This is a genomic window from Natronomonas gomsonensis, from assembly GCF_024300825.1.
GTDB classification, from domain to species: domain Archaea; phylum Halobacteriota; class Halobacteria; order Halobacteriales; family Haloarculaceae; genus Natronomonas; species Natronomonas gomsonensis.
This window is the reverse complement of the sequence record NZ_CP101323.1, coordinates 1-26,052: the sequence shown is the minus strand read 5'-3', so window position 1 is coordinate 26,052 and position 26,052 is coordinate 1. Positions and strand designations below refer to the sequence as shown.

Sequence of the window (26,052 nt, the reverse complement as noted above, 5' to 3'; positions counted from 1 at the left end):
TGCGTGTCAGAATAAAGGGTGGGCCCGTGGAGATCTGCGTGGAATTTTGAGGTGCTAATGGGAACGAAAATCATTAAATCCGTTACAATCCCGTAAATAGCCATGGCGAGTGAGCCCCCACCGAGTATTTTGTTTGTCACCGTCGATTCTCTCAGGGCGGACCACGTTGGATGGCACGGCTACAACCGTGATACGACGCCAGTACTTGATGAGAGAGTCAACGAAGCACAAACGTACTCAAACGCCTTTTCTCACGCTTGTCAAACGCCCTATTCATTCCCCGCAATCCTCACTTCGACGTATTCCACGATGTACGGCGGAGGCAAGCGCCTCTCGGATAACCGAACGCTCATTTCTGAGGTTCTCAATGAAGCCGGCTACGCGACAGCAGGGTTCCATTCAAACCCGTATCTCTCCGAAGAGTTCAATTACAACCGCGGGTTCGACGAATACTTCGACTCAATTGAGGATAAATCACTTCCGGCGAAAGCCCGCCAGTTTGTCAAAGATAATCTCGATAATGACGGCATTCTGTATCAACTGTTGTTTAAGGCATTTAAAGCGAGCGAACGTACGATGGGTGTTGAGGTGGGGTCGCCGTTCGTTGATGCCGAAACGCTGACTGACTTGGCTATCGAGTGGATTGAAAGTAATCCCTCGGAGCCGGCGTGCCTATGGGTCCATTATATGGACGTTCATCATCCCTATCTCCCACCGGAGGAACACCAACGTGCCATACGTGGTGAGGTAATCAGTGACCGTGAATCCGTTAAACTCCGCCGTCGGATGTTGGATGAGCTCGGCGACCTCGGTGCCGAAGACCGTCAGAAAATCATCGACCTCTACGATGCCGAAATCCGGCATATGGATTCGGAGGTCGGCCGCCTGATAACGGCCGCAGAATCGGCGTGGGGCGATGTTGTTACCGCGTTTACCTCTGATCACGGCGAAGAACTCGGCGATCATGGTGGATACAGTCACCATATGCCGAAATTCCTTGACGAGTACATCCACGTGCCACTATTCATCGATGCTGACGATGAGGGAGATAGCTACGACGAAGTCGTCGGGCTCGTGGATGTTGCCCCAACTCTCGCGGAGTACGCCGGAGTGACTCAACCGGAGACCTTTGTTGGAACGAGCCTTCGACGCATAGCAGCCGGCGAAGAGTGGGAACGCGACCACGTCATTGCAGAGTGGCAAGACAACGAAACAGGCGATCGAAACTTCGCGTATCGAGACCTAGGATGGACATACGTGTATCGCGAAAACGGCACTTGTTACGAAGCCCAAACAAATGCTGCCGAGGAAGAGTTGCACACGGTGGGGAACGACGATGGCACCAATGTTGTCGATGACCATCCGCAAGTAAGAGACGAGTTACGCAGCGTTGTTGATACCCACATTGAATTTGTTGACAGCACCGAACCGGACGCAACTGCTGTCGAGATGGGAGACGAGGTTCAACAGCGACTTCAGGATTTGGGCTATAAGGAATAACTGGCTATAATGAAGCCCGATTTCACCCAGTTATGAGGATTGGTCAAACCTCCTTTGTTGTCTTCGTCTCGAAACTCAGTGGGTCAGCAATCGGGTTCCTTGCAACGATCTATTTTGCTCGCGTCCTCGGGGCAGACATTTTGGGATATTTCGCATTAGTACTCGCATTGGTCACTTGGCTAACGGTCCCGAGTGGAGCGGGCGTCGTGGGTGTTGGTGCAGCGATGAAGAAACGAATGAGCGAGGGAAGAGACACAGGCGAATACCTGACTGCGAGTCTGCTCATTGTTGGGGCTGTTGCGGTAGCTATTATCAGTTCGGTCATCATGCTCGGTGATTACGTTGATGCGTACGTTGGTCGTCCGGTCGCAAGTTTCGTGGCCGGCCTCCTTGCCCTACAATTAATCTCGGAATTTACGAGAGACATTCTGAGCGGCGAACAGAAGGTACACATCAGTGGGCTGCTGACACCGGTGAAGATTAGCGGGCAGAGTCTCCTAAAGCTCGGCTTGGTCGTCCTCGGATTCGAATTGACGGGGCTTCTTATCGGCCATGCGGCTGGCGGCTTGCTTGTCGGTATCGTTGGATTGTACTTCATTTCGACAGAGATGGCACGCCCCCGACGGGAGCACTTCGAGAGTCTCTTCGAGTACGCCCGCTTTTCGTGGCTCAGCGGCCTCAAGAACAAGTCTTTCGACGATGTGGACGTATTGGTTCTGGGTGTCTTCGTCCCATCGGCATTGGTCGGGATTTACTCGGTTGCTTGGAGTATTGCAACATTCCTGACGCTGTTTGATACGGCAGTTAGCAGCGCCGTGTTCCCGGAACTCAGTAAGGCCGATGCTGAAGATAGCCGTGATATCGTCTCGAAACTCGTCAATGACTCCCTGACGTATGGTGGTCTCATCGTCATCCCCGGGTTGTTCGGGAGTCTGATACTCGGGGAACGGTTGCTTCGCGTTTACGGCCCAGAATTTACACAGGGTGCAACCGTGTTGTGGATACTCGTTCTAGCAAGCCTGCTGTACGGCTATCAGAAGCAGTTGATGAACGCTTTGAACGCGATTGACCGTCCAGATCTTGCGTTTCGAATCAACCTATCATTCATCGTTGCGAACGTTGTATTGAACGTCGTGCTCGTCTCTGCCGTAGGCTATGTCGGCGCAGCCATTGCGACCGCAGTCTCCGCCGGGTTCGGGATGGTGGTGTCGTTTTTTGTCTTACGGGCGCTCCTATCGTTTTCGATTCCACATGGCGAAATCGCGCGGCAATTCCTCGCTGCTGGTCTGATGGCCGGCATCGTTATGGCTGGACTGCGGGCGTTCGAAGCGATTGAATTCGGGTATAACGTCATCGTGTTGCTTACACTCGTCAGCGTTGGAGCGAGCGTGTATTTCGTCGCCCTCTATGGGTTGTCGACTGAATTCCGTTCAACTGTCGTCGCCAATAGTCCGGTGCGGATACCCCAGAGATTGCGCTGACAAACTCACTACCCTTCGACCAAACATCGGATTTTATCACTGTACGCTTCGGCAATAGCGTCCCAAGAGTGGTTTTCGACCACATAGCGCCGACCGTTCTCGCTGAATTCCTGGCGTTTTGTAGCGTTTTCCCGCAACTCTTTGACTGCTTCGAGAATCGCACCTGCATCGCCGGGTGTCGTAGCTATGCCAGCGTCCGCCCGCGACAGTATCTCGACGGCATCACCACTGGCCCCAAGGACGATAGGTAATCTGGCACCGAGCGCTTCATAGAGTTTCATCGGAATCATCGTCTCGAATGCCTCCTCGGACTCGGTGTGAATAAATGCAGCATCGGAGTGGTGTAGGTAGTTCGGAACCTCAGACATCGGACGGCGTCCCAAGAAGGCTATGTTGTCAAGATTCCGTGCCTCGGCGCGCTGTGTGAGGTCATCGTATCGACTTCCAAAGCCGATGAAGGCGAACAGGATATCGTCGTACTCGTCTGTGGCTTGCAACTGCTCGGCGACATCCAGAACGACATCGAGTCCCTGTGCTTTCCCAACCGTACCAATGTACGAGAGAACAAAGTTATCCTCAAACAGCTCCGTCTCGTCAATACCACCTGCATTCTCTCTGGCGAAAAAGGTATGATCGATACCATTGGTGTGCAGCCAAACGTCGTCTGGGTCGGCCCCGGCTTCAACGACCGTTTCTTTCATACCGGGAGCAACGACACTAACTCGGTCTGCATGGGTATAGAGGAAATTGGAAATTGTCTCTAACAGAGAGATTACTGCTGTGTTGTCCACTTCTCCCATGGCAACCAAGCTTTCGGGCCACAGATCACGAATCTCAAAGACGAATGGAACACGACGAAGACGCGCAATCGTGAAACCTGCAAGACCGGCAAACGGTTGGGGAGACGTTGCAAGGACGATGTCACGTCTGTCTAGCCAGAAGGTGCCGACGAGTACTGCAATTGCGGTAAACCAAACGTATTTGATAGCTCTTCGTAGAATATGGTCTGAAGGTGACGCAGGAAGGGACTTCGTCGTAACGACATCAACACCATCGTGTTGCTCTCTTCGCAGCCACTCGTTGTGATACCCATCGTAGACTTCGCCATCCGGATAGTCGGGCGTGGTCGTGAGAACGGTCACATCGTGTCCAAGACTGGCCCATCGAGTTGTCAAGTCCTCTAATCGGGTTGCCGCTGCGCCGGTTTCTGGCGGATATCGAAACGAAACCAGCAATATCGATGGGAGATTATCGTCGGCCATCGTCTCGATAGTATTCGAGGGTATTCTCTAGTCCCTTTTTGAACCCGATGTGTGGCTCGTAGCCGACTAGTTCTATGGCCTTAGAGATATCCGCATGAGAATGCCGTACGTCCCCGGGACGTGGGCCATCGTGAACAGGGTCGATATCCGTCCCGAGTAGATCGTTCAGGATCTCGACGAGTTCGTTGACGGTGACGCGACCGCCCGTACCGACGTTGAACGCCTCACCGGTTACGTCGGATTCGGCGGCTAAGATGTTGGCCTGGATCGCGTTGTCGATGTAGGTGAAATCCCGTGACTGCTCGCCATCGCCGTAGATGACGGGCTGTTCGCCGCTGAGCATCAAATCGATGAATTTCGGGATGACTGCGGCGTACTCGCCGTTGGGGTCCTGTCGGGGACCAAAAATATTGAAGTAGCGAAGCGCGGCTGTGTCGATGTCGTAGAGGTCGCTACACTGGAGAGCGAGTTTCTCGGTGAAGTACTTTGAGAGAGCATACGGAGACTCGGGATTGGACTCCATCGTTTCGACTTTCGGCAGTTCCTCGCTGGAGCCGTACACCGACGACGAGGAGGCGACGACGACGGAATCCACGTCGTTCTTTCGAGCGGCGTCCAGAACCGTCGCCGTACCGGTGCAGTTGGCGTCGGTCGTCGTCACGGGGTCGTCGACGCTCCGCGGTACCGAGGGGACCGCGGCTTGATGGAACACGTAATCGACACTGTCAGTGAGGTCAGCCACGGCGTCGGCGTCGCGAATGTCGGCTTCAGTGAAGGTAAATTCCTCACGACCCTCCAGCGGTTTGAGGGCGACTTCGCGGCCGGTTTCGAAGTTGTCCATACCGTAGACGGTGTAGCCGCGGTCCAGTAGGGCGTCGGCGAGGCTCGATCCAATAAAGCCCGCCACACCGGTGACGAGTGCAGTCGGCATATCGGTGCTCCTCGTGGCGTGCGGTTGAACGTGTCGACTCCAACTGAGAAATTAGAGTCGGACGACATTGTCGGCGTCGATGTCCGCGGTCGCGTTGCGGGCGTCGAACACCATCGAGGAGCGTTCGACGATGCGTTCGATGTCGAGGGCGGAGTGGTCGGTGACGATAATAGTGCAATCGGCCGAGTCAAGTCGGTCGTCGGTTAGCGGCACGGATTCGTAGGTTTCGTCGTCGACGGCCAGCGTCGGCACGTGCGGGTCGTGGTAGTCGACATCCGCACTCCACTCTTCAAGTTTGAGCACGATATCGACGGCTGGCGATTCTCGCGTGTCCGAAACGTCGGGCTTGTAGGCCGCGCCGACGACGAGGATGTCGGCCCTGGAGAGCGCCACGCCACGGTCGTTGAGCTGCTCGACGACTCGCTGGACAACGTGATCAGGCATCTCGCGGTTAACCGTATCCGCGAGGTGGATGAATCGCGTGTCGATGCCCTGTTCATTTGCCTTCCAAGACAGATAGAACGGGTCGATAGGAATGCAATGACCACCCAATCCGGGCCCAGGATAGAATGGCATGAATCCGAACGGCTTCGTCTTGGCAGCATCGATAGCATTCCAGATGTCCACATCCAGTTCGTGGGCCACCTGTGCAAGTTCGTTGATGAGTCCGATGTTGACCGCACGGAAAGTATTTTCAAGTAGTTTGACGAGTTCGGCTTCCGTGGCCGACTCGACGCGGACGACCTCATCGAAGACGGGGCTGTACAACGCCTTGGCGTGGTCCCCGCAGGCCGGTGTGACGCCGCCGAGGACTTTCGGGATGTCCGTGGGACCGTACTCCTTGTTGCCGGGGTCAATACGCTCCGGTGAGAAAGCGAGATACACGTCCTCGCCGACAGTCGCGCCGTTTTCTGTGAGGGCGTCGCCGACGACCTCTTCGGTGGCACCGGGATAGACGGTGCTTTCGAGAATGATCGTACAGCCGTCCGGAACCACGCCCGCCAAGCGCTCTGCCGCATCGATGACAAAGGAAAGATCTGGAGTATCGGTCTTCCGGAGCGGCGTCGGGACACAGATGGAAACGCCATCGACATCGCTCAGCGCCGCGTAGTCGGTAGTGAACGTAATGCCTTCGGCGACGGCATCTGTGACTTCGGCGTCGCTCACGTCGCTGACAGTCGAATCACCGTTTCGGAGGTATTTGACGGTATCGAGGTTAACGTCGACACCGACCACCTCGTGGCCGGCCCGATGCATCGCAAGCGCCAGCGGGAGGCCAACATAGCCCAACCCGACGACGCCGACCCGCGTCTGAGTACTCATTGGCCTAGTTCAGGAGCGTGGGGGCTTTCAGGGCATCGCTTGGGATGCGAATACTCTACCACTTCAACAGACCGTAGAGGTAGCCAACGCCGACCGTCGCCGTCAGCAGGAACAGTGTCACCAGCTGTTTGGCCTTTGGGACGCTCGGGTCCGTGAGAAGCCCTTTCAGCCGTGAGGGAATGAACTCAACGAGGAGTTGTTTGAGGAAATCCGACTCTTCTTCGCTGGATTCCTCGGAGACGAGTGTCTCCATCGCCCGCTTGGAGTATCCCTGCCAAAACGACCGCTCCAGCAACCACTGCTTGTCGGTGCGCCACTCGAAGACCTTGTGGCCGACTTTCGCGTCGGGATTGTAGACGACCCCGCGGCCGTACTCCTCGCGCATCCGAGCGCAGAACTCCGTCTCGTGGGCCTGGAGGTTCTTTTCGCCCTGTCGGCCAACCTGTGACTCAAACCCGCCTAACTCCTTCATGACCTCCGTCTTAAACGAGATGTTCGACCCGAAGGTGTTCCGGACCTCCTCGCCGGGTTCAGCGAATCCCCGATGAGTGACGCCGACGAGCCAGTAGAACTCCTCAGGAAGAAACTCGGGTTTGCTGGCGACCCACAGTGGTGTCATCTTTCCACCAGCTGCGATGGCATCAGTTGACTCATAGACGAAGACGAGTTCCTCCACCCAGCGTTCGTCGGCGACGGCGTCGTCGTCAATGAGTGCAACCACGTCCCCGGAAACGAGTTCGAGGGCGTTGTTGCGGCTGGCCGAGAGCCCGACATTCTCCTCGTTGCAGTAGAGTACCAGTCCTTCGCCGCCGCCGTAGTCGCCCTGAATACGCTCGTACAGCGCCTCGTTGCCGTCGACGACCACGACAATCTCGATGTCATCGTACGTCTGTTCGCGGACGCTCTCGAGGGCGTCCTCGAAGTGTTCGTACATCTCTTCGGTGTACGTACAGATGACGACCGAGACCTTCATGAGGCGAGGCTACCCACGAATGCAGAATAAGCGTTGTGTCTCGATCGTTCGACGAGAACTGAGCTGCTGTGTCGCCACTGGAACGGTGGCGTCGAAAAATGAAAACCGCGAAAACCGAATCGCATTGTCCGATTCAGTTAGTTAGAATGCGTTCCGCCGGGCAGCCAGCAGTGCTGCGCCAAGGAGCGCGATGAGCACGATGACAGCACCGAATCCAGGCTGGTCCTCGGATGTGGTTTCCGTTGGCTCGTCCGTGCCAGCGGCCCCGGGGGCTGTCGACGTGGACTCCGCCGTCGCCGTCAGTGTGGACTCCGCTGTCGCTGTCGGCTCCGGCGTCGCGGTCGGCGTCTCCGTGGTCACCGATTCAGCCACTTCGACCCTCTGCATGGCGGACGCCTCGTCGCCTTCAACCGACAACGTGTACATCCCTGTCTCAACCTCCGACAGGTCAAGCGTCAGATTCCACGTGCCGTTTGCGTTCACTTCGCTTTCACCGCTGGCCACGATGTTACCATTGTCGTCGGCCATCTCAATGAAATACACCGTATCGGGCTGACGGTTCGACGTCCCCGAGATGGTGACTTCTTCCTGGCCGAGTCGGTCAGCAGCTTCCAGCGTCACCCGGGCGCTCTCTGCGGTCAGGTTCGTCTGGACCCATACGTCATCAACGCCAGCCCCACTGTGGCGGTCTTTGATAACTTCAATAGCCTGCTCCTGCGTCGCCGATGAACCAACTTGGCTCACAACCGTGCTCGGCGGGGTCTCGTAGCCGCCATCGCGACCCGTGCCGACAACCACAATCTCGTGGACACCACGCCGGTCAAAGCCGCCAATGTCACGGCTGAATTCCTGCTCATCAACCGATAAATTGCTCGTCATCACATCGCCACGTGGACCAACTACGTAATAGACAACGTCTGTCTGCCCAACCGCAAGGCCGGACAACGTCACTTCGTCGTTGGAAGCCACTGCAATGCGGTTCCGCGAAATCTGAGCACTCAGGTTCCCTTCAACCGACCGAATCAAGGTCGAAGTTGTTGTCTCAAGATTGGTCCACTCGTCGTTCGTAAGTTGGGCATCTGCGTTACCGCTTGATGGCCAAGCAGCAACACCAACCCGGTAGGATCCCGGAATGTTCAGCTCGTCGCTCGCGGTCAGTTCAAGCTCGTAATCATCACTGTCAAGGCTGGTATCAGGGTTGGTACTTCCCGGAATCAGATACCAGGTATCGTCAATCTTGACGTAGGCAGCGACTTCACTTGCCTCCGGTGCCGTGCCGTTCATCGTGAAATCACTCCCAGCAGCAACCGTCTTCCGCGCGTCGTCAATCGAAATGCTCTGTTCGAAAACCTCAAGATCAACATCGTCTTCAGCGTCGGCGTCGGGGAATGTTGCAACCTCAAAGGTGGCCGTGCTGCCAGCCTCAAGCGCACCCGTCTTGATGCGGGTCTGCGCCACACCATCGTCACCTAACGAAAGTTCCGCGTAGGTGATATCAGCGATATTATTATGAACGCGGATGACGACATCACCAGTGTTGGCGTAGAGATCCGCCGCACTAACCACGGAGCCGTTGGGCATTGTGTCTGCGAGTGCGTCGTTATCAACTCGGACAATGACGTTTTCGCCGGGCGTGCCCGTCGCGGTCGCGACAACGCTCTCGCCCTTGACGACGCTATTGTGTTCAAGCTCGATCGTGGTTTCGCTATTGGTAATCTCGAAGTCAGCGTCATTACTGGCCGATGAGAGTTCATCACCAGCAACTTCAACGGTGTAGTTACCGGTGTCGTAATCACTTATGTCAACCCAGAATTCCCCGTCAGTGGGCCCCGTGTAGTAGTAGTCACCATCCTCCTCAACGACGTTCGGCGAGCCGCTAACGGTATCCCCACTGATGTCAAGGTCGTCGCCGTCGGTGACTATAATCTCGAGTCGGTCAGCCGACTGGAAGTTGAACTGAGGGCTGATCGTAACCGTATCGGTATCGGTGGTGACCAGTCCGTCCGTGACATCGGCACCAAGCTTACCAGCACCCATATACAGGCTCACATTGTTAACCTGCGGCGTTCGAACGCTGTAGTCGACTTCGTCTGATGGGTCGCCAGTGCTGTACCCACCAGTCGAGAAGCCGTTGTTGCTGGTGAAATCAACGTTGTTTGCGTCATCAGCAATAATAACGTCTCCGTCAGCAGCGCCTGCGATACCGGAGAACGTCACCGAGCCGCCAGTTCCTTCCGCAGGCCCAACGTTGACGCCCTCTTCACCGAGGAACACCGTTGCAGGCGCACTGTAGACCGCAGTTTGATCACGGGTAGCGGTTCCGGTAATCGAGAGGGTTGCACTCGCATCTGCAGTGAACGGATAGGCGAGGTCGACTTCGCCGTTCTCTGAATCCGAGCCATCCTCTCCCTCAACGAGGATATCCGCTGAGGTAGCTTGGAATCCTGCGCTGTTCGCTGACACCTGAATCGCTACCTCACCATCGGAGTTATCCATGTCTGCACTACCGCCATCAGTGATAACAGCGAAAACCTCACCATCGTCAATATCGCCGTTATTGTTGTAGTCTGTGGCATAGATAACGTCCTTGCCAGTGGCGGAAATACTCACATTCACCCAGACTTGCTCTGAACTGCTCGATACCGAACTTGAGCTCAGGTCGATACTATCTGCATTATCACCTTGTGCTGCAGCTGCAGCTCCTGTAAATGCAATGGACCCTCCAACTATGGAGAGAACCATCAACGTGGCCAGCACAAGACTGCGTGCTTTACCGTTTGTTTCTGTCATCTTCTGATCTGTTGTTGGTGTCAGCTTTCCTTACCGTACGATGGGGGACTCGCTGACTAGCGAGGAGTAGGGCTATATATACTGATATGCCAAAGGTGGTATATGCTTTGTGTTTGAGAAACATGACTGGCCATATCTTTCGGTGATAGATTGGTTCCGAAACTACCGTTGTAGACCCAGAAAAGGGGATTGAAGCACCCTCTCGCTTCACAGTTTAGTTGACAGCATACTCGATGAGCAGAGAATCCGTTGCGTTGGCCACCTGGTGAATTTCGTCCACGAAGGGTGCTTGAGACGTAGAAATCATTGCAACCGGTGTGGTGGGGTGAGTTACAGGTCGTTACTTGGAAGAAACACGACGTGAAACCCCGGCCAGTACCATCTCAAACACACCGGTATAGTACTATCGACCCGTGGGGAATATCCTGAACAGGCACCTACGCCAAGCTACTCAGTGGCTGACATTGAGCACTCGCTGCGGCCGACCCGTAGCGATGCGGAATCAGTGCCTGCTAGCGAGGTTAATGATGGCAACAAACGTTTCGAAATCTGACCGGGCGATATAGTAGCGCAGCGGCAACCCGAGAGCAATCCCGGTCTCATCTGCGGCCTCAACCATCCGAAATATTCAAGGTATTTTTGAATTAGAGTAGACATATCTTCGGAATCATTCTTCAAACACAACATCGTTGACTTCGTCACCATCAGCGTCCTCGAAGTTCGCTTCGAAGTTCTTGACGATAATTTCGACGTACTTGTCGGTACCGCACTACTGTTCGAGCTCAGTGAAGTCTAAGCGACACCGTTGCCTTCGTGATAATAACCACTTAGTTCCGTTAGTGTGAATGTTTGCCGTAATGACGTAGTCTTGCTCAAGTTAATCGGTGGGGATCACTGTCTGGTCGTTAGTGAATGAGAATTCACTAACGAGGCTACCGAGGCGGTCCTTAGACGCTGTTCGGTCCCAGACCTGCCAATTGGAGTGGTCCGAAAGGTCGCCTTAGGCAAAGTAGAGACTCTGGCCCTAGCAGCGTCTTTTATCGAGTATAGCCGAAAGCATTTATTTCGCGGTGTCCCACGCAGGAGTATGCAAGCTGTCGTACTCGCGGCTGGTGAGGGGACCCGACTGCGGCCGCTCACCGAAGACAAGCCGAAGGCACTCGTCGAAGTCGACGGCCGCCCGATTCTGGGTCACTGTTTTGATCGCGTCGTTGAGCTAGGTGCCGACGAACTCCTCGTGGTCGTCGGTTACAAGAAAGAGAAAATCATCGACTTCTATGGCGACGAATACGAGGGCACCCCTATCACCTACACCCACCAACGCGAACCGAAGGGGCTCGCTCACGCAGTTCTCACCGTCGAAGACCACGTCGATGACGACTTCATGCTCATTCTGGGCGACAACATCTTCGAGGCGAACCTCGATGACGTCGTCCGGCGCCAGCGCGAGGACCGCGCCGATGCTGCCTTCCTTGTCGAAGAGGTGCCTTACGAGGAGGCCTCTCGCTACGGCGTTTGTGATACGAACGACTACGGCGAGATTACGAAAGTCGTCGAGAAACCCGACGACCCGCCGACGAATCTAGTGATGACTGGGTTCTACACATTCACCCCAGCCATCTTCCACGCGTGCCATCTCGTCCAACCCTCCAACCGCGGCGAGTACGAGATCACCGACGCGATTAACCTCCTCCTGCAGAGTGGCCGGACCATCGACGCCATTCGGCTTGACGGCTGGCGGATGGACATCGGCTATCCCGAGGACCGCAAGGAGGCCGAAAGACGGCTGCAGGACGGCTACGACGCCAAAGCTGAAAGCAAAGAAGCCAGCGCGGCATCAGAGTAAAGGAGCGCGCTCTCCAGCGCATTGACGACGAAAACGCGTGCCTCGTGTCGTTCTCGCCGGACAGCGACCGTGATTACAACGACCTCAACACCTACACCAGGGAGGTCGACTGCGGCCACTGGTCGAACTTCGAGACGGAGTCGTTCACGGACGTTGCGGCAGTCATCGAAGAGGAAGCCATTAGTGAGCCCGAACGGCAGACGGCTCGATACTCATCTCTGGACTTTGAGGTAATAGAAAAATCCCTCAGCAACACGACGGTCTACACAGACGAGACGTTCACGGCCGAAGTCGTTGTCAAGAACGAAGGGTCGGCCGGCGGCACGTACCACGCGCTGATTACCGATATGGACCCGAGCCTCTACAGCGAGCGGGTCGATATCGAACCCGGGGAAACCCACACGTTCAGCGCACCGATTTCGTACGCGGAGGTCGATCGGCACTCGATTCGGATCAACCACCGCTTCCTCGACCACGTGACGGTCGAAGAGCGACAGTCGGCCGATGAGAACGTCGCCGTCAGCGAGGGGCAGTCAAACGGTCGGTCGTCATGCCCGACGAGAGCTACGAGGTGTCGGCGACCGTCGAGAACACCGGCAACCACTCGGACTATGCTACCGTGTTATTCACTGCCGGCGAGACTACGAACAACACGACCCATGTCGCCAACGAGACAGTCTATCTCTCGTCGGGCGAGACGGCAACGGTAACCCACGAGGCAACCGCGGACGCGAACGCCACGGGAACCAACCGAACGTGGACTGTCGAGGATAGATTCGCCCCGGTTCATCAGCTGTCGTTCCCATGTATTGGGGCATTATACGTGTATATCTAAGCCTTTTCTCACATCACTGTGTAGAAACCCATAACGAATCGGCATGGGTCGATCCCCTGGCAGCCACAGTGTCTCTCCACTCGTCAATCCACCAGGGCGGCCACCGCAGGAGATATATATCTAAACGAAAACATCCCATACCAGCTAGTGGTGGCGACGTATCGAAGCGAACTCTCCGAATACATCCGACCGCCCAACAGCGGGGGGTTCACTCCTCGCCAAGCGCGAACTCGAGGAGGTCGGCCACCGAGAAGTCGTCGTGACCGCTGTTCGGCGCCGGCAGCGAGGGCGTCCAGCCGGGCTGGACGGTCAGGAACGAACTCGGGTCGGATTCGATGAGTCCGACGAGCGTCTCGGCGACGATGCGGCTTCCCACGGGCCCGAGGTGGTCGCCGCCGCTGGCCACGCGTGCCTCCGCCAACACGTAGTACCACAGCGGCGCTTCCGTGTCGGGGTGTTGGTCGTGGGCATCGAGAATCTCGTCGAACCCAAGTTCAGCGTTCGACAGCGGGTCCAGCCCCATCGCGCGGGCGATCGCTTGCCCACTTGGCAGGCCGAGGCGATAGCCGCGGACGAGATTGCGAGAGGCAAGCGAGGCACGCCAGTCGCCGCTGTCGATGAAGGGGAGGTCCAGCAGGTCCGGCGACATGAGTGAGTCGGTGGCTCTGGCTCGCTGGGGGGTGACCGCAGGGTCTTTGAGGTCGAACAGATACCGCCAGTCGACGGCGTCCTCCGCCGATGGGGCTTCGAACCCCATCCCGAAGGCGTCGTCACCGTGGCCGAAGAGCGCCTTCTCCGTGTTCTCGTTGACCTGGTACTGTTCGCGTATCTGGCTGTGACCGTACCGGTAGGCGGCACCGGCAAACTCGATCGGCAGGTACGGTTCCGTGCTCTGACCGATGGTGTAGTGGTGGCGCTCCTCGCGGACATCGTCGACGACGTCCGGGTCACAGACCGTCGGGAGGAACTCCTCGAGGACGATCCAGTGGTAGTGCCACCGCGCCAGTTGGTTGGCGTGCTCGAAGGCGTCCTTGCAGTCCTCGCCGATCCACTCGATGATGGCGTTGTGGAACTCCAGCATCGCATACTGGAACTGCGAGATGAGGTGGTTCTCGTCGTTGCGGTGGTCGCCGATGAGGGCGACGGCTTCGCTGTTGCGTGGCACGTCCGGCCGGCCATCCGTAGCGACCAGCAGGCGTTCGTGGTTGCCGCCCTGCAATGGTGACTCATAGAGATACGGCGATGTCTCGGGGCCGGACCCGTAGACGGAATCGAGATCGAGATGTGGCGTCCGGAAGTTCCGAAGCGCGTCAGGGTCGTTTCGCTGGGCGAGACTCGATAGCGGGTCCAGCGTGATGTCGTGGTCGATGAACTGCCCGAGGATGGCGAACCCAGCCGGCACGGACGACTCACCGACCGAGCGGTCGTGCGTTGTTTCATCAAGTGGCCTACCCGGCTTCCCGAGCTCTTGGAGGAACGTCACGTCGTGGTCGGCCGCTTCCAGATACGGGAACATCCGTCCGAACCGGCCGTGGCCGGGGTGGAACGGGTCACGCGGGGTGTTGTTCATCCCGCGTTGGTCGGACATTCCGTGGTGCATGTTGCACATGGCGTCCACCATATCGTCCATCGATGGCTCGGTGGGCCGGTCGACCGTGATTTCTACGGTCGCCGTCGGATTGGCGTCGACTTCCTGGTGGTGGAGTAGCGACCCGTCGCGGAACAGGTACAGATGCGTCTCGGGTGTGCCCTCCTGTGGCTCGCCGAGGTCCGCTTGACTCGCCGAGAGTTCGAAGGAGCCATCCGGCCGAACCGCCATCGCACCCAGTGGGTCGTCCGGACTGCTGTCGGCATCGACCGCCATCGCCGTCAACCCAACCGCAGCGACGCCATCCCCGTAGGTTACACGACCGCTAACTGTGAATTCATCCCCCATGACGAACGATATCACAAATCACGACTACATAAAATTTTGTTGTGATTAAACGTAATTTTCAGTCTCGCGTCACGAGTAGCACTGCGAACGTCCCCGCGAGCGTCGAGAAGGCGGCCAAGGCGAGAAACACCGTCGACATCGACCCGTAGGTGCGCACCGTGCCGATAATCGCCGCACCGAGGGCGCCGACGCCGAAGATGGCGAGATACGTATGACATCCTCCCCGGCGTTTACACCGGGTTTTCCTCCGTGGGAGTTTCAGCCGGTCTACGACTCGCCGGAGGCAACATTCCCGTTACGGTGGACGGTACTCGGGTCTGTGCGCTGTTCTTTGGGACTTTCGTGAGGGTGTGGTGTCCCCGACCAGGTGTGGTCGTCCCACTCGAACCGCACGGGCCGTGCCATCGGCCTGACTGCCTTCTCTGTGTGCCGCTTCAAGAACGTCTCTGACGCTCTGAGGTCGGCGTGACCCTCGAAGCCACACGGACACGTTAGTGTGTCCTGATGTCGTTTCGTTCGGTCTGTTGAACCGCACTGCGGGCACTCCTGGCTTGTCCACACTTCCGACCGGACTTCCACCGAGATACCGTATTCCTCAGCAGTATATGCCAGCCGCTCAGTAAACTGCTTGAACGCCCAGAAGTTGTGGGTCTTGGCGTTGGTTTCGACCGACCAATGCGTGTCCAGCACGTCGGTCAGTCCACCGATATACACCGTGTCTACGCCGTCCTCGTACAGCCGTTCGATTAGGTCACGACACAACGCTTCCTGAGCGTGGTCGCGGCGGCGAGTCCGTTTCCGGTACAGCCGCCGGATACGCTCGCTACTGTATTGGCCTTCCTGTAGCTTGGACTGTAACCGGGCGATTTCTCGTGTTGTCTCACGGAAGCGGTTAAACAGGTCCCGACCTTTGTACAGGTATTGGTCGCCGGTCGTGGTGGTACAGGCGACGAGATTGTTCGCACCAATATCCAGAGCGGCCGTCTCGTCGGCCAGTGGAGTTGCCCGTGCATCAGTAAGAGTCACGGGTTGCGAAGCTCGGAAAGTGCAATCAGTCTCATCGTACCACAGGTCTAACCGACCCTGTTTCTCGTAATCGGGCCAACTTGGCTCGCCAGCGATTTCCATCCGGAGACGCCCGGTATGGCCGTATCTGTCTTTCAACTCGCTCCCGACCAGTATCTCAAGTCGGGACCGCTCGCCCCACTCAACAGTGTATGCGTCGTTGCGAATGATGCCCTTGAGTGTTCGCCCTTCTTTTTTGTTACCACGGAATCCCGGCGGTTCGGGGTGTTCCATGACCGACGTGTTCGACTCATCGTGATACTGCTCTTTCAGTCGGAAGAACGCCCGCCACGCTTCGCTGTTCTTCCGTATCATCTGTTGAGCATTGGACGCACCGAGAACGCCTTTGTACTGGCCTTCGAGTCGGCCAGTATCGGCGTCCCAGACGTCGCCGTCGAAACCGTCCTCGCCGTTATACCGCAGGAGGCGTTCGTAGTTGACTTCGTTCCAAAGAGCGGCAGAAGCGTCCAACAGGTCTCGTAGCAGTTGCTCTCCATCCTCGGAGAGCGGTCGCACGGCGAACGTGTTGGATCGCTTCATCTGCCATTTGCGCAGACGCGTCGATGGAAAATCAAGGTCATCCATCCACAGTGAAAGTGGAAGTGGTCCAGACTGTTGGAGACTCAATATCAGCAGTACATTGGCAGTCCATTACCCGGGCGGACGCGATTTACGCCCGCCTTGAACGGCGGGACTCTCGCGCTGTCAAAGGTAGAGCCCGTAGTCGTAGTTGTTCACCGTCGTCGTTGACATCAGTGATTGATTCCTGAGTCCAGTCGAATCGGAATTGAATACTGGTCGCGAACTCAAGGGTTAAGTCAATGGATATCGATTTAGGCTGATTAATAAGCCCATATCCACCTCACTAATCATCTGAAATGGTATTCGTCAGATTTAGGAGTGTGGCAACAATCGCTTAGTCAAATGAATCCTGCTGATTTTGAAGACGGGCCAGGATGGATCGAACCATACGAGGGGATTCCATGCTATCAGCCTGCTGGACTTCCACCGGAACTGTCATACACTGACGATATCCTCCGTGCCTACGGGGATGCACGTTACGCGCTCGGACAACTCTCGACACTCCACGACGACATTGAGAACGAAAACCTTCTCATCGCTCCGTTTGTTGTCCGTGAGGCGGCGATGAGCTCGCAAATCGAAGGGACTGATGTAACAGTTTCCGATATTGTTCTTCACAATCTCGACGACGATCCAGAGCGCTCAGCGGCGAATCTTCGGGATATCCGGGAAGCGTATAATTACGTCGAGGCGATTCGGACGGGGTTCAATGCTCTGGATGCGGGCAGACAAATCGATCAGGAACTCCTCTGTGACCTCCACGAATCATTGCTAATCGACGTCCGTGGCGAGAACAAGCGTCCGGGACACATTCGAGACGATATCCCGGTCATGATCGGGCCTGATAACAACATCAAGAACGCTCGATTCGTCCCGGCAAATCCAAACAGTGTCGCACTCCTCCTCGATCAGTTGCTCTCGTACATCAGAAACGGGAGTTACCCGCCGCTAATTGATATCGCGATCACACACTATCAGTTCGAGACAATTCATCCATTCCGAGATGGCAATGGTCGGCTTGGACGCCTTCTCATTATGTTGCAACTGTATCAGGCGAACCTCCTCTCTGAGCCGTATCTGTACCTCTCAGCGTATTTCAACCACTACCGGACAGAGTACTTTGACCGCCTTCTCGCGGTGAGCCAACACGGCGAGTGGGAATCGTGGATTACGTTTGTCCTGAACGCGATAGCCGAACAGGCGATCGATGCCTATCAGTGTGGCATCGAACTCGTGTCACTCCGATCGGACTACCGAAGTCGTTTCCCGAACAGTCCAGCAGTCCGGGATGTCATCGACCATCTCTTCGAAGAGTCGTATCTCAAAGCTCCACGAGCAATCGACGCAACCGGCCGCTCACGACAGGCGGTCTACGACGCGATTGAGAAACTCACCGGCGAAGGAATCATCGTAGAACTAACTGACAAAGAGCGGAACAAAGTGTACAAAGCCCCAGACATCCTTTCTCTGGTCGAGTCGCCATGAGTGGCGACGAGACAACGAATTGTATCACTGGCTGTCGGAATCATCCACTCTGATGGGCTGTGCTTTCTCCTCCCACTTCGGTAACTGCTCGCCCTGATTACTTGTTCTCCAGTGCGTCAAGGATACACGCCGCAGCGATGACGGCTTCCTTCGGCACGTCGCTGGCGTCGTCGATAGTCACGGTGTAGGCGTCCCGCATGGAGAACTTGCCCTCGATGTCGCCGACGTGGCCGCCGTCGGCGTCGAAGATTTCGTATTTGGTCGGGACGAGGTTCGCAGCCGAAAAGAGGTGCCGAAGCGCCGACTGTTCGACCACGTAGTCATTGTCATTGAGGTCGGATGTGGAGATGTCGTACGGAAAGAAGGCCGCTGCGATGGGCGAATGGCGGAACTCTCCTAAGAATGCCTTCTACCCGACTGGATGGTTTTCGTTCGCAATTACCGCGGACGATAGCGAGCGAGAATCGGTTAGTATGACTCAACGGAGACGCCATCGAGCAACTCGAAGTCGTCTCTGTTCCGCGTGACGACCGTCGCCCCGGTTGCTTTTGCAACGGCGGCAATCAGGACATCACCAGCGAGGGAATTGATTTTATCCAGATTGATTTGCTCGTCACGGTGTAGGGCAGCTTCTAATTCACCTGCGAGAATCGCATGCTCCAGTTGGAACGAGATAGTTCGTACCCACGCGAACTGTGATTTGATTTCGAAAGGGTCCAACCTGCCTTGTAATTCTCGGCCGACAGCAATCTCCTTGATGTTCAATGTCGTCGTCACAAAGTCACACTCTTCGTGCCGTTCCAAGTAGTCTGCAACTGCGTCTCGACCGGCCCAATGGTGGATGAGAAACGTCGTATCAAGCAGTTTCATCGTCGTCCCCTGCCAGAGCCTCGAGCGCCTCCTGTTGTCGGTCGGCCATGCCCGTGCTCATCTGCTCACGGGAGCGGTCGGCGAGTGCTTCGAGTTCGTCGGCCTCGGCCTCCGAGAGCGTCCCGAAGCTATCGCGCCAATCCACGGCGGCCTCTTCTAAGAGTCGAGTTACTAAATCGCTAAAACTCTCATCTTCCCGTTTTCGGGCTTTCAACTGCGCATACACCTCGTCTCGAAGCCCAATCGTTTTCGTCCCCATATATTGTGTTTGTGTGCACAAACACAAATATCTTACTCGGTACCCCCAACGAGTGGTATCAGAAGGGTGTCCTTCCGGTGCACCCTGCCTTGGCGAGGCATATTATGTCAGTATCAGTAGTTTCCAGCCTCCACCTCGAATACGCCGAATCAGCTAGTATTTGCTTGATCTGCTCACTTGTTCTCCAGGGCGTCGAGGATGCAGGCGGCCACATAACGGCCTGCCATCGAGTCGGCCGAAAGTCGACATCAGGGGGAGCGAACAAGCGGATTGGTCACCTGAGGGAGCGACCAATCAAGCTGTCGTCGAGGTACCTGGAGTAGACCAGAGACCGCGATACCGCTCCCAGAGCAACACCGCTGGCGGGAGGGCGACGACGGTGAACACGAACGAGTAGAGGACGCTCAATGCCATCAAGAGGCCGAAGTCGCCGAGAACTGGCGTGATGGCGAGGGCCAACGCACCAGTCCCGAGCGACGTGGTAAGCATGCTCCCGAGGAGTGCACCACCTGTACCGGTCAGCGTCGAAAGCATCGCGTCGTAGGCGTCCGAACTCTCGTTGAATTCGTCAATAAACCGGTGGGTCGCGTGGACCGAGTATGCGATTCCCAGCCCGATGGAGATCGAGAGGATCGTCGCGGTCAAGGCGTTGAGTGACATCCCAAGGAACCGCATCGTCCCGATAAGGAACGCGATTGCTATCAGTATCGGGAAGACGTTGACGATTCCCAACATCGGTTTGCGTTCCAACACCGCGTAGGCGATGACGAGAAACAGGGCCGTCAGTCCGACGGCAAGGAGCATCCCCTGAATCGCCGATTGGAAGATGACATCCGTCACCGCATCGAAAACGAGGAGTTGGCCGGTTGCCGTCGCGTCGAACCGAAAGTCGTCGGCGAACGACCGTGCGTCGACAGCGGCTTCAGCCTGAGTGGCGTCGGACTTGATGGCGTAGGAAACCTGTGCACTCCCGCGGTCGGGGGTGAGATACTGTGCGGCCCGGTCACCAGCAGGTGAAGCGAACAGCTCGTCGTATATGCGATCGAGGTTGTGCTCGGGAATCCCGTCGCCGTTGCGGTCATTGCGGGCGACGAGGGCCCCAAACCGCGGATTTTGGTCGGCGTACGATTGGATGACGGTCACGATGCTCTGGGGCCGTGCCGCCCCACCGTCGCCGACTGCGAGCGAATCGGGCGGATTCGAATTCGGTTCCGCCAGTGCTGTTAAGGCGTGGTCCTCTTCGAAGTTACCCTCGACGTATAACTTCACCGACTGGTCTTGACTCGTGGCGAAGCGGTCTTCGAGTAGGTTAATCGTTGCCGCGGTGGTGTACTCCCCGGGTGCAAAGGGCTCCGGCAGTGCCGTCACGTAGTCGGGTTGTTCCTCTGGTGGAAGGAAGTCCTCCGTCTCGAAGGAGGTGTCCACGCTGCTGCCGTATGCGGCTGCGACACCGCCAGACAGCAACAGTACGATGACGAAGACGACTGGCGCGTACTGACTGGCTCGTGCCGGGAACGAGAGGAGTTTGCCCAGCGCCGAATCCTCCGAGGAAATCGGCTTCGAATTGAACTCCGGAAGACCGTATCGGTCGCGGAAGCTGTCGACTTCGAGTTTCGCCGCCGGGAGGAAAATCCCGAAGATGAGGAACGTAAAGATGATTCCAACCGATGAAGCGAGGCCTAAGTTTCGAATCGGCGCGAGATCGGAGATGATGTTCGCACCGAACCCGAAGACAGTGGTGACCGTGACGATGACGAACGCGATGATGAGTTGGTTGTTCGCGGTCCGCATCGCCTCGATGGGGCTGTACCCCTTGACGGTCTCCTCGCGGTAGCGGTTGATGATATGAATCCCGAAGTCAACCCCGACAGCGAGCAGGAGAACGGGGACCGAAATCATCTGCTGGTTGAACGGAATCCCCGAGTACCCGAGGAACCCGAACGTCCAGATAACGGTCATCAGCAGAGACAACAGTCCGAGTGAGAGGTCTATCGGATCGCGATAGGCAACGATCAAGAACAGCAACAACAGAACGACGACGACCGGCATGACGATCGTCAGTGAGTCACCGATGACTTGCGCTGTCTCGGCGCTTGTTATTCCGGATCCGAACGCTCGGATGTCACCCGGTTGTTCCTCGGCAATCGTTCGGATCTCGGTTTGGATTGCGGTGAGGTCATTCGAGGTAAACCCGGCCGGGACATCGTGAGAGACGACCGTAATCGAGGCCGACGCGGAGGCGCTCGTCGGGTTAAAGTCAGTCGAGAGGCTCCGGCTGAATCGTTGGTTGTCCTGGAGTTCGCGGACGGTCGCTCTGATTTCGGTGTTCGTCGCTGATTCAACGACGCGTCGCTGGTCGCTAATCGACGTTGCCGAGGGGTCAAGCGTCTGTGCGACGACCGTGGCCGGCCCGTTTGCCGTCTCCAGCCGGAGGTCGGACCGAGACTCGATGCGTTCGAGTACGCGGAGGTCCCGGACCAACGCCTCTTTCGTGAGGACGTTCCCACCCGTGTGAATGAGCTGTGTCGATTCACTGTCGGCTGCGAAGGGGTCTTCGAACTCCGCGTTGACCGCGTCGAGTGCCTCCTGTTCTTCGAGGCCCTCTGTGAACGAATCGGTCGCCTCCGTGTCGGTGGTGACGAGTCCGATGCCCGCAGTGAACACGACAGTCATGACGAGGAACACGGCGATGACCTGACGTGGATGGTCGACGATGACGCCGTTGAGCCGTCGCATCGCCGCTTCGATTCGCTCGCCGAGGCTCATCAGCTACTGCCTCCGGTACCAGACAACGCCGCCGACGGCGGCGAGAGCGATCAGAAGCAATCCGCCGATGAACGGCAGGGAGAACCCGTCGTCGGTACTCTCGGTGACGTCGACCGGAGCGCGAATCGTGTTGGATAGCTGGCTGTCGCCGTCGGAGTCGTCAAATCGGAAATCGAAGGAGATGGGGTAGGTGCTACCGGGTGTGGCCGATCCACTCGCAGCCAGGTCGAACTGCATCGTGACCGTCTCACCGGGGTCGATAGACTGGACGTAGCCAGTGTCGGTGTTCCCCGTACTCATCGGGTCATCGGCGAACATCCGCGCCTCGACATCGCTCACCGTCTCGTTGAGGTTGTTCGTTACGTCGACCGAAAGCGTCCGCGTGCCGCCAGTCTCGATTGTGCGGTTTGTGACCGCGACATCGAAGCGGTCGCGTTTAGGGTCGACATCGAACAGGAGTTCGAGTTCTCGATACGTCTTGGCGTCGAAGTCCTCGTCACGGTACTGAACGACGATATTTGCCGAACGGGTAATCGCTTCCGCCTCGCTACTCACCTCGATAGGCAGTCGGAACTCGCCGGATTCACCGGCTTCAAGCGTCCCGACAGCCACCGAATCCTCTAGTGGGACGATATTCGGCGATTCCCCTGCGTATTTGACAACGACGTTGCGAGCGTTCAACGGGCCCTCGTTGGTCACGGTGCCGTGTATGTTACCGGCCTCGCCGACGTAGAGGTCGGACTCGATATCACCAATCGAGAATCGCTGTTCTGCGACCGGACTGACACTTGTCGTCGGCCCGTCGTCGACGCGTTGGTACCCGTCCGGCGTCTCGAAGCTCACGGTCCCGTCAAGGACGTACTCGCGAATGGGCGTGTTGGGAGCAAAGCCAACGTCATAGGTGACCGTGCCAGTTTCGCCGGGGTCAAGTTCGCCGAGACGAGACGAGTCACTCGCGATGCCGCTGCCAAAGCTGAGGCCGGTGCTCAAAGATTCGAGGCCGACGTTGATGTCACGGGCGGTTTCCGAGCCCGTGTTCTTGATTGTAGCTTCGAGTGTGCCCGTGTCGCCGACTTGGGCGTCCGTCGTTGCCTCAACGATCTCGAAGCGGGCGTCCTCGGACACCTCCAACTCGACCGAGAGATCACGGAACCGATTACGATCTTGAGTGTGCGTATCGGTCTGTTGGATGGTATACGAGTATTCGATGTCGAGATCGAGGTCGTATTCACCGGGCTCGATTTCCTCCGGGACGCTAATAGCAAGCGTCACCTCGCTGGGACGGGACTCGGTGACACTCCCGATCGCGACCTCACCAGATTCGACCGTGAGAGGGCTGTCGGCTTCCCCTTCGATGTGAACATTACGTGCAGTTGTCACGACGCTACGAAGGCTGGGTGGACCGTAGGAAACATCTCCTTCATTGGAGATCTGTACGGTAACTTGGTTGACTTCGCCTGGGGTCAGTGTTGGACTCGGAACGTTCGCATCGAGATCCGGCGACCCCCGAATCTGAGCGCTTTGCTGTTGTGTAAACGTCGTGTCTGCGGTGGTTGCGCTGGCGGTTGCCGCATCGGCTCCACCAACTGGGCCCCCAACGACTGCGACGGTGCCGGATGTCACGACGGCGACGACGAGTACCGTCAACAGGATGCGGTCCTTCACGCGTCAGCCCTCACGGGAACATGAGCAGCCAGAGGGGTAACGCTGCAGAACCTATCAACAGACCGCTGAGAGGCGTTTCGGACCGATTTCGGTCGTACTGCCGGAAAATAATTGGAACTGGATCGGGGTCGCTTCACACTAGATTGAGGAATTCAAAAACAGATAATGTTTTCGTTCTTGGGTTCATAGGGCCACTATGAAGATTCATGACTGTTATTCCGAATCGACGCATCGCCACAGACGATGAGCCGGTTCAGTGAGGATGACCGCCGCCGGATTCAAGCGGAGCTGATCGAGGCCGGGACTGAGCTATTCACCAAATTCGGTCTTGAGCGCACGCGTATCAAGGACATCACCGAGGAGGTCGGCATCGGCACGAGCACGTTCTACCAGTACTACGACTCAAAAGAGATGCTGTACGTCGAAGTGTTGGCAAACAAGCGCGAACAACTCGTCGAACGGGTCGACGCGGCCGTTGCCGACGCGGCGACGCCACGCGAGGAAGCCCGGATGATGCTACAGACCATGTTCAGCGAGGTCCAAGACGACCCCTTGATTTCTCGGTTGGTCGTCGGGAACGAACTACAGACACTAACTGACCAACTCTCTGCAGACGAGCGCGAGCAATTGACGGCTGAAACGGCTGACGACGGGTTAGGATACGTCGAAGAATGGGTCCAATTGGACACGTTCAGGTTCAACGACCCCGCGCTCGTCCGAGATATGTTTACATCGCTTATCTTCACCACCCGATCGAAAGAGGTCGTGGCTGACACCAGTGAGTCAATCGACCCGACGATTGCCGACGCGGCGTTAATCGAGACTGTCGTCGATGGACTGTTCAGCTCCGGAGGGAATGGCGACAGGCGGGGCGCTGACCCGGAGTAGCCGGCTTTTGGCTTTCCGGCCGATTGTCGAACAGGCGAAAATCAACACCCTTCTCGTGGAAGTGTTGGCCTTGGTGGTGCTCAAAATTGTGAGCTAATTCGGAGTTACTGGCCAGTTACGGCCACCCTCACTTGTTCTCCAGTGCGTCAAGGATACACGCAGCGGCGATGACCGCTTCCTTCGGTACGTCGCTGGCGTCGTCGATAGTCACGGTGTAGGCGTCCCGCATCGAGAACTTGCCCTCAATGTCGCCGACGTGGCCGCCGTTGGCGTCGAAGATCTCGTACTTGTTCGGGACGAGGTTTGCAGCCGAAAAGAGGTGCCGAAGCGCCGATAGCAGTTTGTTCTTCGATTTGATAGTCGCCAACGCCTCCCCCGTATCGGGGTCCCGAATCGTCCAGTTCTCGACGAACAGCGAGTAGTCCTCATCGAGGACGACGACATCCTCACCAGTTCCGGAGTCCGTGATGGTGTAGTTACCCGCGATATCCATGATACCGCCGGCCTTTACGCTGAAAGCGTCTTCGTCGTCGCCGGTGACGAAGGGGAACTCCTCTTTCAGTTTGAACATCTTCTGCTTGCCGCGGAGGACGACGTTGTCAGTGCTGTCGCGGACGACGTACTTGTTCCGAATCATCGACTGTTTGACCTCGTAGCGGTCGTCGTCGAGGTCGACCGTCGAGATGTCGTACTTGGAGGACGAGTCGGACGGGGAGGCCTTACTCATGGGCAATTGGTGCGTCACGGTCTGGAAAAAGCCTTCTGTTCGGTTCGGAACACTTGACTCGTCAATCGGTCCCTCCCACAGGAGAATCACCGCCGACCCGATGACGAGGAGTACCTCACCGACGGCCGGAGCGAACAGCGATACACGGCGTCGGAGACACCCCTGCCGAGTTCGAACGGGACGGCGGCCCGTCCGCTCACCAACGTGATCGCGCTCGGGATGGTCGCTCGACCGACCGTTTCGATGTGGTCGTAGGCGGATCGAACACGGCACTCCTACCGTGGCCCGAGGATGATCTCAGGGGCGAAGATAGTGAGGCCGAGTAGAACGACCAACAACAGAATCGCGGTGACACGCAAACCACCTGCTATCCGTCGACGCTCCGTTGGAAGGGCTTCAGCGGATCCGGACAGAGCGAATCCAACCGCCATGATAAGCGAACTGATGGAGGACCCATCGCGGAGAACACCATAGTAGACGTAGATACTCAGTATGGCGAGTGCGCCAGCGAACATCACGAACGCTTGGCGCCTTCCGAATGGTTCGCTGAAAACAACGTCTTTGATTCTGGAGGGCATCGGATAGTCCAATCCTTCGACAATTTAAATAGTTGTAGCAAGACGAACATCGTCACGCCGCGACCTTTCCACAGTACCGAACTACAGAGATGGATCGTATACTGGCCGTTCAACCCCATACTAGCAGTCCAAGGAGTCAACGGAGCCAACACTTGGAGCGAAGCGGTGAGGGTGTACTCACGACGTGTCAGTTCTCGTCTGACGACCGTCCGACACCATCGTGTTTAGTTAAGTGAATTCCACCAGACGGCGAAGGCTTGCAGCCATGTTTCTGCCGTCGTCGGCTGCAC

19 protein-coding genes and 1 pseudogene are annotated in these 26,052 nt (G+C 57.0%); 6 read left to right on the top strand and 14 right to left on the bottom strand.

The window, feature by feature from the left end; all coding sequences use genetic code 11:
- Window positions 1-102 precede the first annotated feature (102 nt).
- Complete coding sequence (locus tag NMP98_RS00100; RefSeq protein WP_254859401.1) at window positions 103-1,500, top strand: sulfatase; 1,398 nt, start codon at window positions 103-105, stop codon at window positions 1,498-1,500.
- Window positions 1,501-1,532: 32 nt separating this feature from the next.
- Window positions 1,533-2,981 carry an oligosaccharide flippase family protein gene (locus NMP98_RS00095; protein ID WP_254859400.1) on the top strand — a complete coding sequence of 483 codons (1,449 nt, stop codon included), beginning with the start codon at window positions 1,533-1,535 and terminating at the stop codon, window positions 2,979-2,981.
- Window positions 2,982-2,989: 8 nt separating this feature from the next.
- Here NMP98_RS00095 and NMP98_RS00090 read toward each other — a convergent pair whose 3' ends face one another.
- From NMP98_RS00090 to NMP98_RS00070, 5 genes are all read right to left on the bottom strand, one after another.
- A complete protein-coding gene (locus tag NMP98_RS00090; RefSeq protein ID WP_268105722.1) occupies window positions 2,990-4,243 on the bottom strand; it encodes a glycosyltransferase family 4 protein in 1,254 nt (417 codons plus the stop codon).
- On the bottom strand, window positions 4,230-5,174 hold the full coding sequence (locus NMP98_RS00085; protein ID WP_254859398.1) for an NAD-dependent epimerase/dehydratase family protein: 945 nt from the start codon (window positions 5,172-5,174) through the stop codon (window positions 4,230-4,232). The genes NMP98_RS00090 and NMP98_RS00085 overlap by 14 nt, the downstream gene beginning before the upstream one ends.
- A 51-nt stretch (window positions 5,175-5,225) precedes the next feature.
- Window positions 5,226-6,497, bottom strand: a complete 1,272-nt coding sequence (locus tag NMP98_RS00080) for a nucleotide sugar dehydrogenase (RefSeq protein ID WP_254859397.1) — start codon at window positions 6,495-6,497, stop codon at window positions 5,226-5,228.
- Window positions 6,498-6,552: 55 nt separating this feature from the next.
- The gene (gene aglG / locus NMP98_RS00075; protein WP_254859396.1) at window positions 6,553-7,470 is read right to left on the bottom strand and encodes a glucosyl-dolichyl phosphate glucuronosyltransferase; all 918 of its coding nucleotides are present in this window, start codon (window positions 7,468-7,470) and stop codon (window positions 6,553-6,555) included.
- Between the two features lie 141 nt (window positions 7,471-7,611).
- Window positions 7,612-10,260 carry a PGF-CTERM sorting domain-containing protein gene (locus NMP98_RS00070; protein ID WP_268105723.1) on the bottom strand — a complete coding sequence of 883 codons (2,649 nt, stop codon included), beginning with the start codon at window positions 10,258-10,260 and terminating at the stop codon, window positions 7,612-7,614.
- A 1,087-nt stretch (window positions 10,261-11,347) separates the two neighbouring features.
- On the opposite strand from NMP98_RS00070, the gene aglF reads away from it, so the two are divergent.
- On the top strand, window positions 11,348-12,106 hold the full coding sequence (gene aglF / locus NMP98_RS00065) for a UTP--glucose-1-phosphate uridylyltransferase AglF (RefSeq protein WP_254859394.1): 759 nt from the start codon (window positions 11,348-11,350) through the stop codon (window positions 12,104-12,106).
- A 44-nt stretch (window positions 12,107-12,150) separates the two neighbouring features.
- The gene (locus NMP98_RS00060) at window positions 12,151-12,816 is read left to right on the top strand and encodes a hypothetical protein (protein WP_254859393.1); all 666 of its coding nucleotides are present in this window, start codon (window positions 12,151-12,153) and stop codon (window positions 12,814-12,816) included.
- Between the two features lie 333 nt (window positions 12,817-13,149).
- Here NMP98_RS00060 and NMP98_RS00055 read toward each other — a convergent pair whose 3' ends face one another.
- Complete coding sequence (locus NMP98_RS00055; protein ID WP_254859392.1) at window positions 13,150-14,877, bottom strand: peroxidase family protein; 1,728 nt, start codon at window positions 14,875-14,877, stop codon at window positions 13,150-13,152.
- A gap of 267 nt (window positions 14,878-15,144) precedes the next feature.
- On the bottom strand, window positions 15,145-16,482 hold the full coding sequence (locus NMP98_RS00050; RefSeq protein WP_254859391.1) for an RNA-guided endonuclease InsQ/TnpB family protein: 1,338 nt from the start codon (window positions 16,480-16,482) through the stop codon (window positions 15,145-15,147).
- A gap of 384 nt (window positions 16,483-16,866) precedes the next feature.
- On the opposite strand from NMP98_RS00050, the gene NMP98_RS00045 reads away from it, so the two are divergent.
- Window positions 16,867-18,009, top strand: a complete 1,143-nt coding sequence (locus tag NMP98_RS00045; RefSeq protein ID WP_254859390.1) for a Fic family protein — start codon at window positions 16,867-16,869, stop codon at window positions 18,007-18,009.
- Between the two features lie 97 nt (window positions 18,010-18,106).
- On the opposite strand, the pseudogene NMP98_RS00040 reads toward NMP98_RS00045, so the two are convergent.
- The 5 genes and pseudogenes from NMP98_RS00040 to NMP98_RS00020 all read right to left on the bottom strand — a co-directional run.
- A pseudogene (locus NMP98_RS00040) lies at window positions 18,107-18,313 on the bottom strand (LURP-one-related/scramblase family protein); the annotation flags it as partial.
- A 164-nt stretch (window positions 18,314-18,477) separates the two neighbouring features.
- Window positions 18,478-18,879, bottom strand: a complete 402-nt coding sequence (locus NMP98_RS00035) for a PIN domain-containing protein (RefSeq protein WP_254859389.1) — start codon at window positions 18,877-18,879, stop codon at window positions 18,478-18,480.
- Window positions 18,866-19,138 (bottom strand): antitoxin VapB family protein, encoded by a 273-nt coding sequence (locus NMP98_RS00030; RefSeq protein ID WP_254859388.1) that lies wholly within the window; start codon window positions 19,136-19,138, stop codon window positions 18,866-18,868. Before NMP98_RS00030 ends, NMP98_RS00035 begins: the two co-directional genes overlap by 14 nt.
- Before the next feature lie 294 nt (window positions 19,139-19,432).
- A complete protein-coding gene (locus NMP98_RS00025; RefSeq protein WP_254859387.1) occupies window positions 19,433-21,904 on the bottom strand; it encodes an efflux RND transporter permease subunit in 2,472 nt (823 codons plus the stop codon).
- 3 nt (window positions 21,905-21,907) lie between these two features.
- Window positions 21,908-23,569 (bottom strand): COG1361 S-layer family protein, encoded by a 1,662-nt coding sequence (locus NMP98_RS00020; protein ID WP_254859386.1) that lies wholly within the window; start codon window positions 23,567-23,569, stop codon window positions 21,908-21,910.
- 243 nt (window positions 23,570-23,812) lie between these two features.
- Here NMP98_RS00020 and NMP98_RS00015 point away from each other — a divergent pair, with 243 nt between their 5' ends.
- A complete protein-coding gene (locus NMP98_RS00015) occupies window positions 23,813-24,457 on the top strand; it encodes a TetR/AcrR family transcriptional regulator (protein WP_254859385.1) in 645 nt (214 codons plus the stop codon).
- Window positions 24,458-24,584: 127 nt separating this feature from the next.
- Here NMP98_RS00015 and NMP98_RS00010 read toward each other — a convergent pair whose 3' ends face one another.
- Window positions 24,585-25,184: an LURP-one-related family protein gene (locus NMP98_RS00010; protein ID WP_254859384.1), complete on the bottom strand. Its 600-nt coding sequence runs from the start codon at window positions 25,182-25,184 to the stop codon at window positions 24,585-24,587.
- Window positions 25,185-25,459: 275 nt separating this feature from the next.
- Window positions 25,460-25,762 (bottom strand): DUF8011 family protein, encoded by a 303-nt coding sequence (locus NMP98_RS00005; RefSeq protein WP_254859383.1) that lies wholly within the window; start codon window positions 25,760-25,762, stop codon window positions 25,460-25,462.
- Between the last annotated feature and the right edge of the window lie 290 nt (window positions 25,763-26,052).

What these genes read in the sequence shown, in the direction of transcription:
- NMP98_RS00100 (WP_254859401.1), top strand. Translation starts at nt 103, where the DNA reads ATGGCGAGTGAGCCCCCACCGAGTATTTTGTTTGTCACCGTCGATTCT.
- NMP98_RS00095 (WP_254859400.1), top strand. Translation starts at nt 1,533, where the DNA reads ATGAGGATTGGTCAAACCTCCTTTGTTGTCTTCGTCTCGAAACTCAGT.
- NMP98_RS00090 (WP_268105722.1), bottom strand. Translation starts at nt 4,243, where the DNA reads ATGGCCGACGATAATCTCCCATCGATATTGCTGGTTTCGTTTCGATAT.
- NMP98_RS00085 (WP_254859398.1), bottom strand. Translation starts at nt 5,174, where the DNA reads ATGCCGACTGCACTCGTCACCGGTGTGGCGGGCTTTATTGGATCGAGC.
- NMP98_RS00080 (WP_254859397.1), bottom strand. Translation starts at nt 6,497, where the DNA reads ATGAGTACTCAGACGCGGGTCGGCGTCGTCGGGTTGGGCTATGTTGGC.
- aglG (WP_254859396.1), bottom strand. Translation starts at nt 7,470, where the DNA reads ATGAAGGTCTCGGTCGTCATCTGTACGTACACCGAAGAGATGTACGAA.
- NMP98_RS00070 (WP_268105723.1), bottom strand. Translation starts at nt 10,260, where the DNA reads ATGACAGAAACAAACGGTAAAGCACGCAGTCTTGTGCTGGCCACGTTG.
- aglF (WP_254859394.1), top strand. Translation starts at nt 11,348, where the DNA reads ATGCAAGCTGTCGTACTCGCGGCTGGTGAGGGGACCCGACTGCGGCCG.
- NMP98_RS00055 (WP_254859392.1), bottom strand. Translation starts at nt 14,877, where the DNA reads ATGGGGGATGAATTCACAGTTAGCGGTCGTGTAACCTACGGGGATGGC.
- NMP98_RS00050 (WP_254859391.1), bottom strand. Translation starts at nt 16,482, where the DNA reads ATGAAGCGATCCAACACGTTCGCCGTGCGACCGCTCTCCGAGGATGGA.
- NMP98_RS00045 (WP_254859390.1), top strand. Translation starts at nt 16,867, where the DNA reads ATGAATCCTGCTGATTTTGAAGACGGGCCAGGATGGATCGAACCATAC.
- NMP98_RS00035 (WP_254859389.1), bottom strand. Translation starts at nt 18,879, where the DNA reads ATGAAACTGCTTGATACGACGTTTCTCATCCACCATTGGGCCGGTCGA.
- NMP98_RS00030 (WP_254859388.1), bottom strand. Translation starts at nt 19,138, where the DNA reads ATGGGGACGAAAACGATTGGGCTTCGAGACGAGGTGTATGCGCAGTTG.
- NMP98_RS00025 (WP_254859387.1), bottom strand. Translation starts at nt 21,904, where the DNA reads ATGAGCCTCGGCGAGCGAATCGAAGCGGCGATGCGACGGCTCAACGGC.
- NMP98_RS00015 (WP_254859385.1), top strand. Translation starts at nt 23,813, where the DNA reads ATGAGCCGGTTCAGTGAGGATGACCGCCGCCGGATTCAAGCGGAGCTG.
- NMP98_RS00010 (WP_254859384.1), bottom strand. Translation starts at nt 25,184, where the DNA reads ATGAGTAAGGCCTCCCCGTCCGACTCGTCCTCCAAGTACGACATCTCG.
- NMP98_RS00005 (WP_254859383.1), bottom strand. Translation starts at nt 25,762, where the DNA reads ATGCCCTCCAGAATCAAAGACGTTGTTTTCAGCGAACCATTCGGAAGG.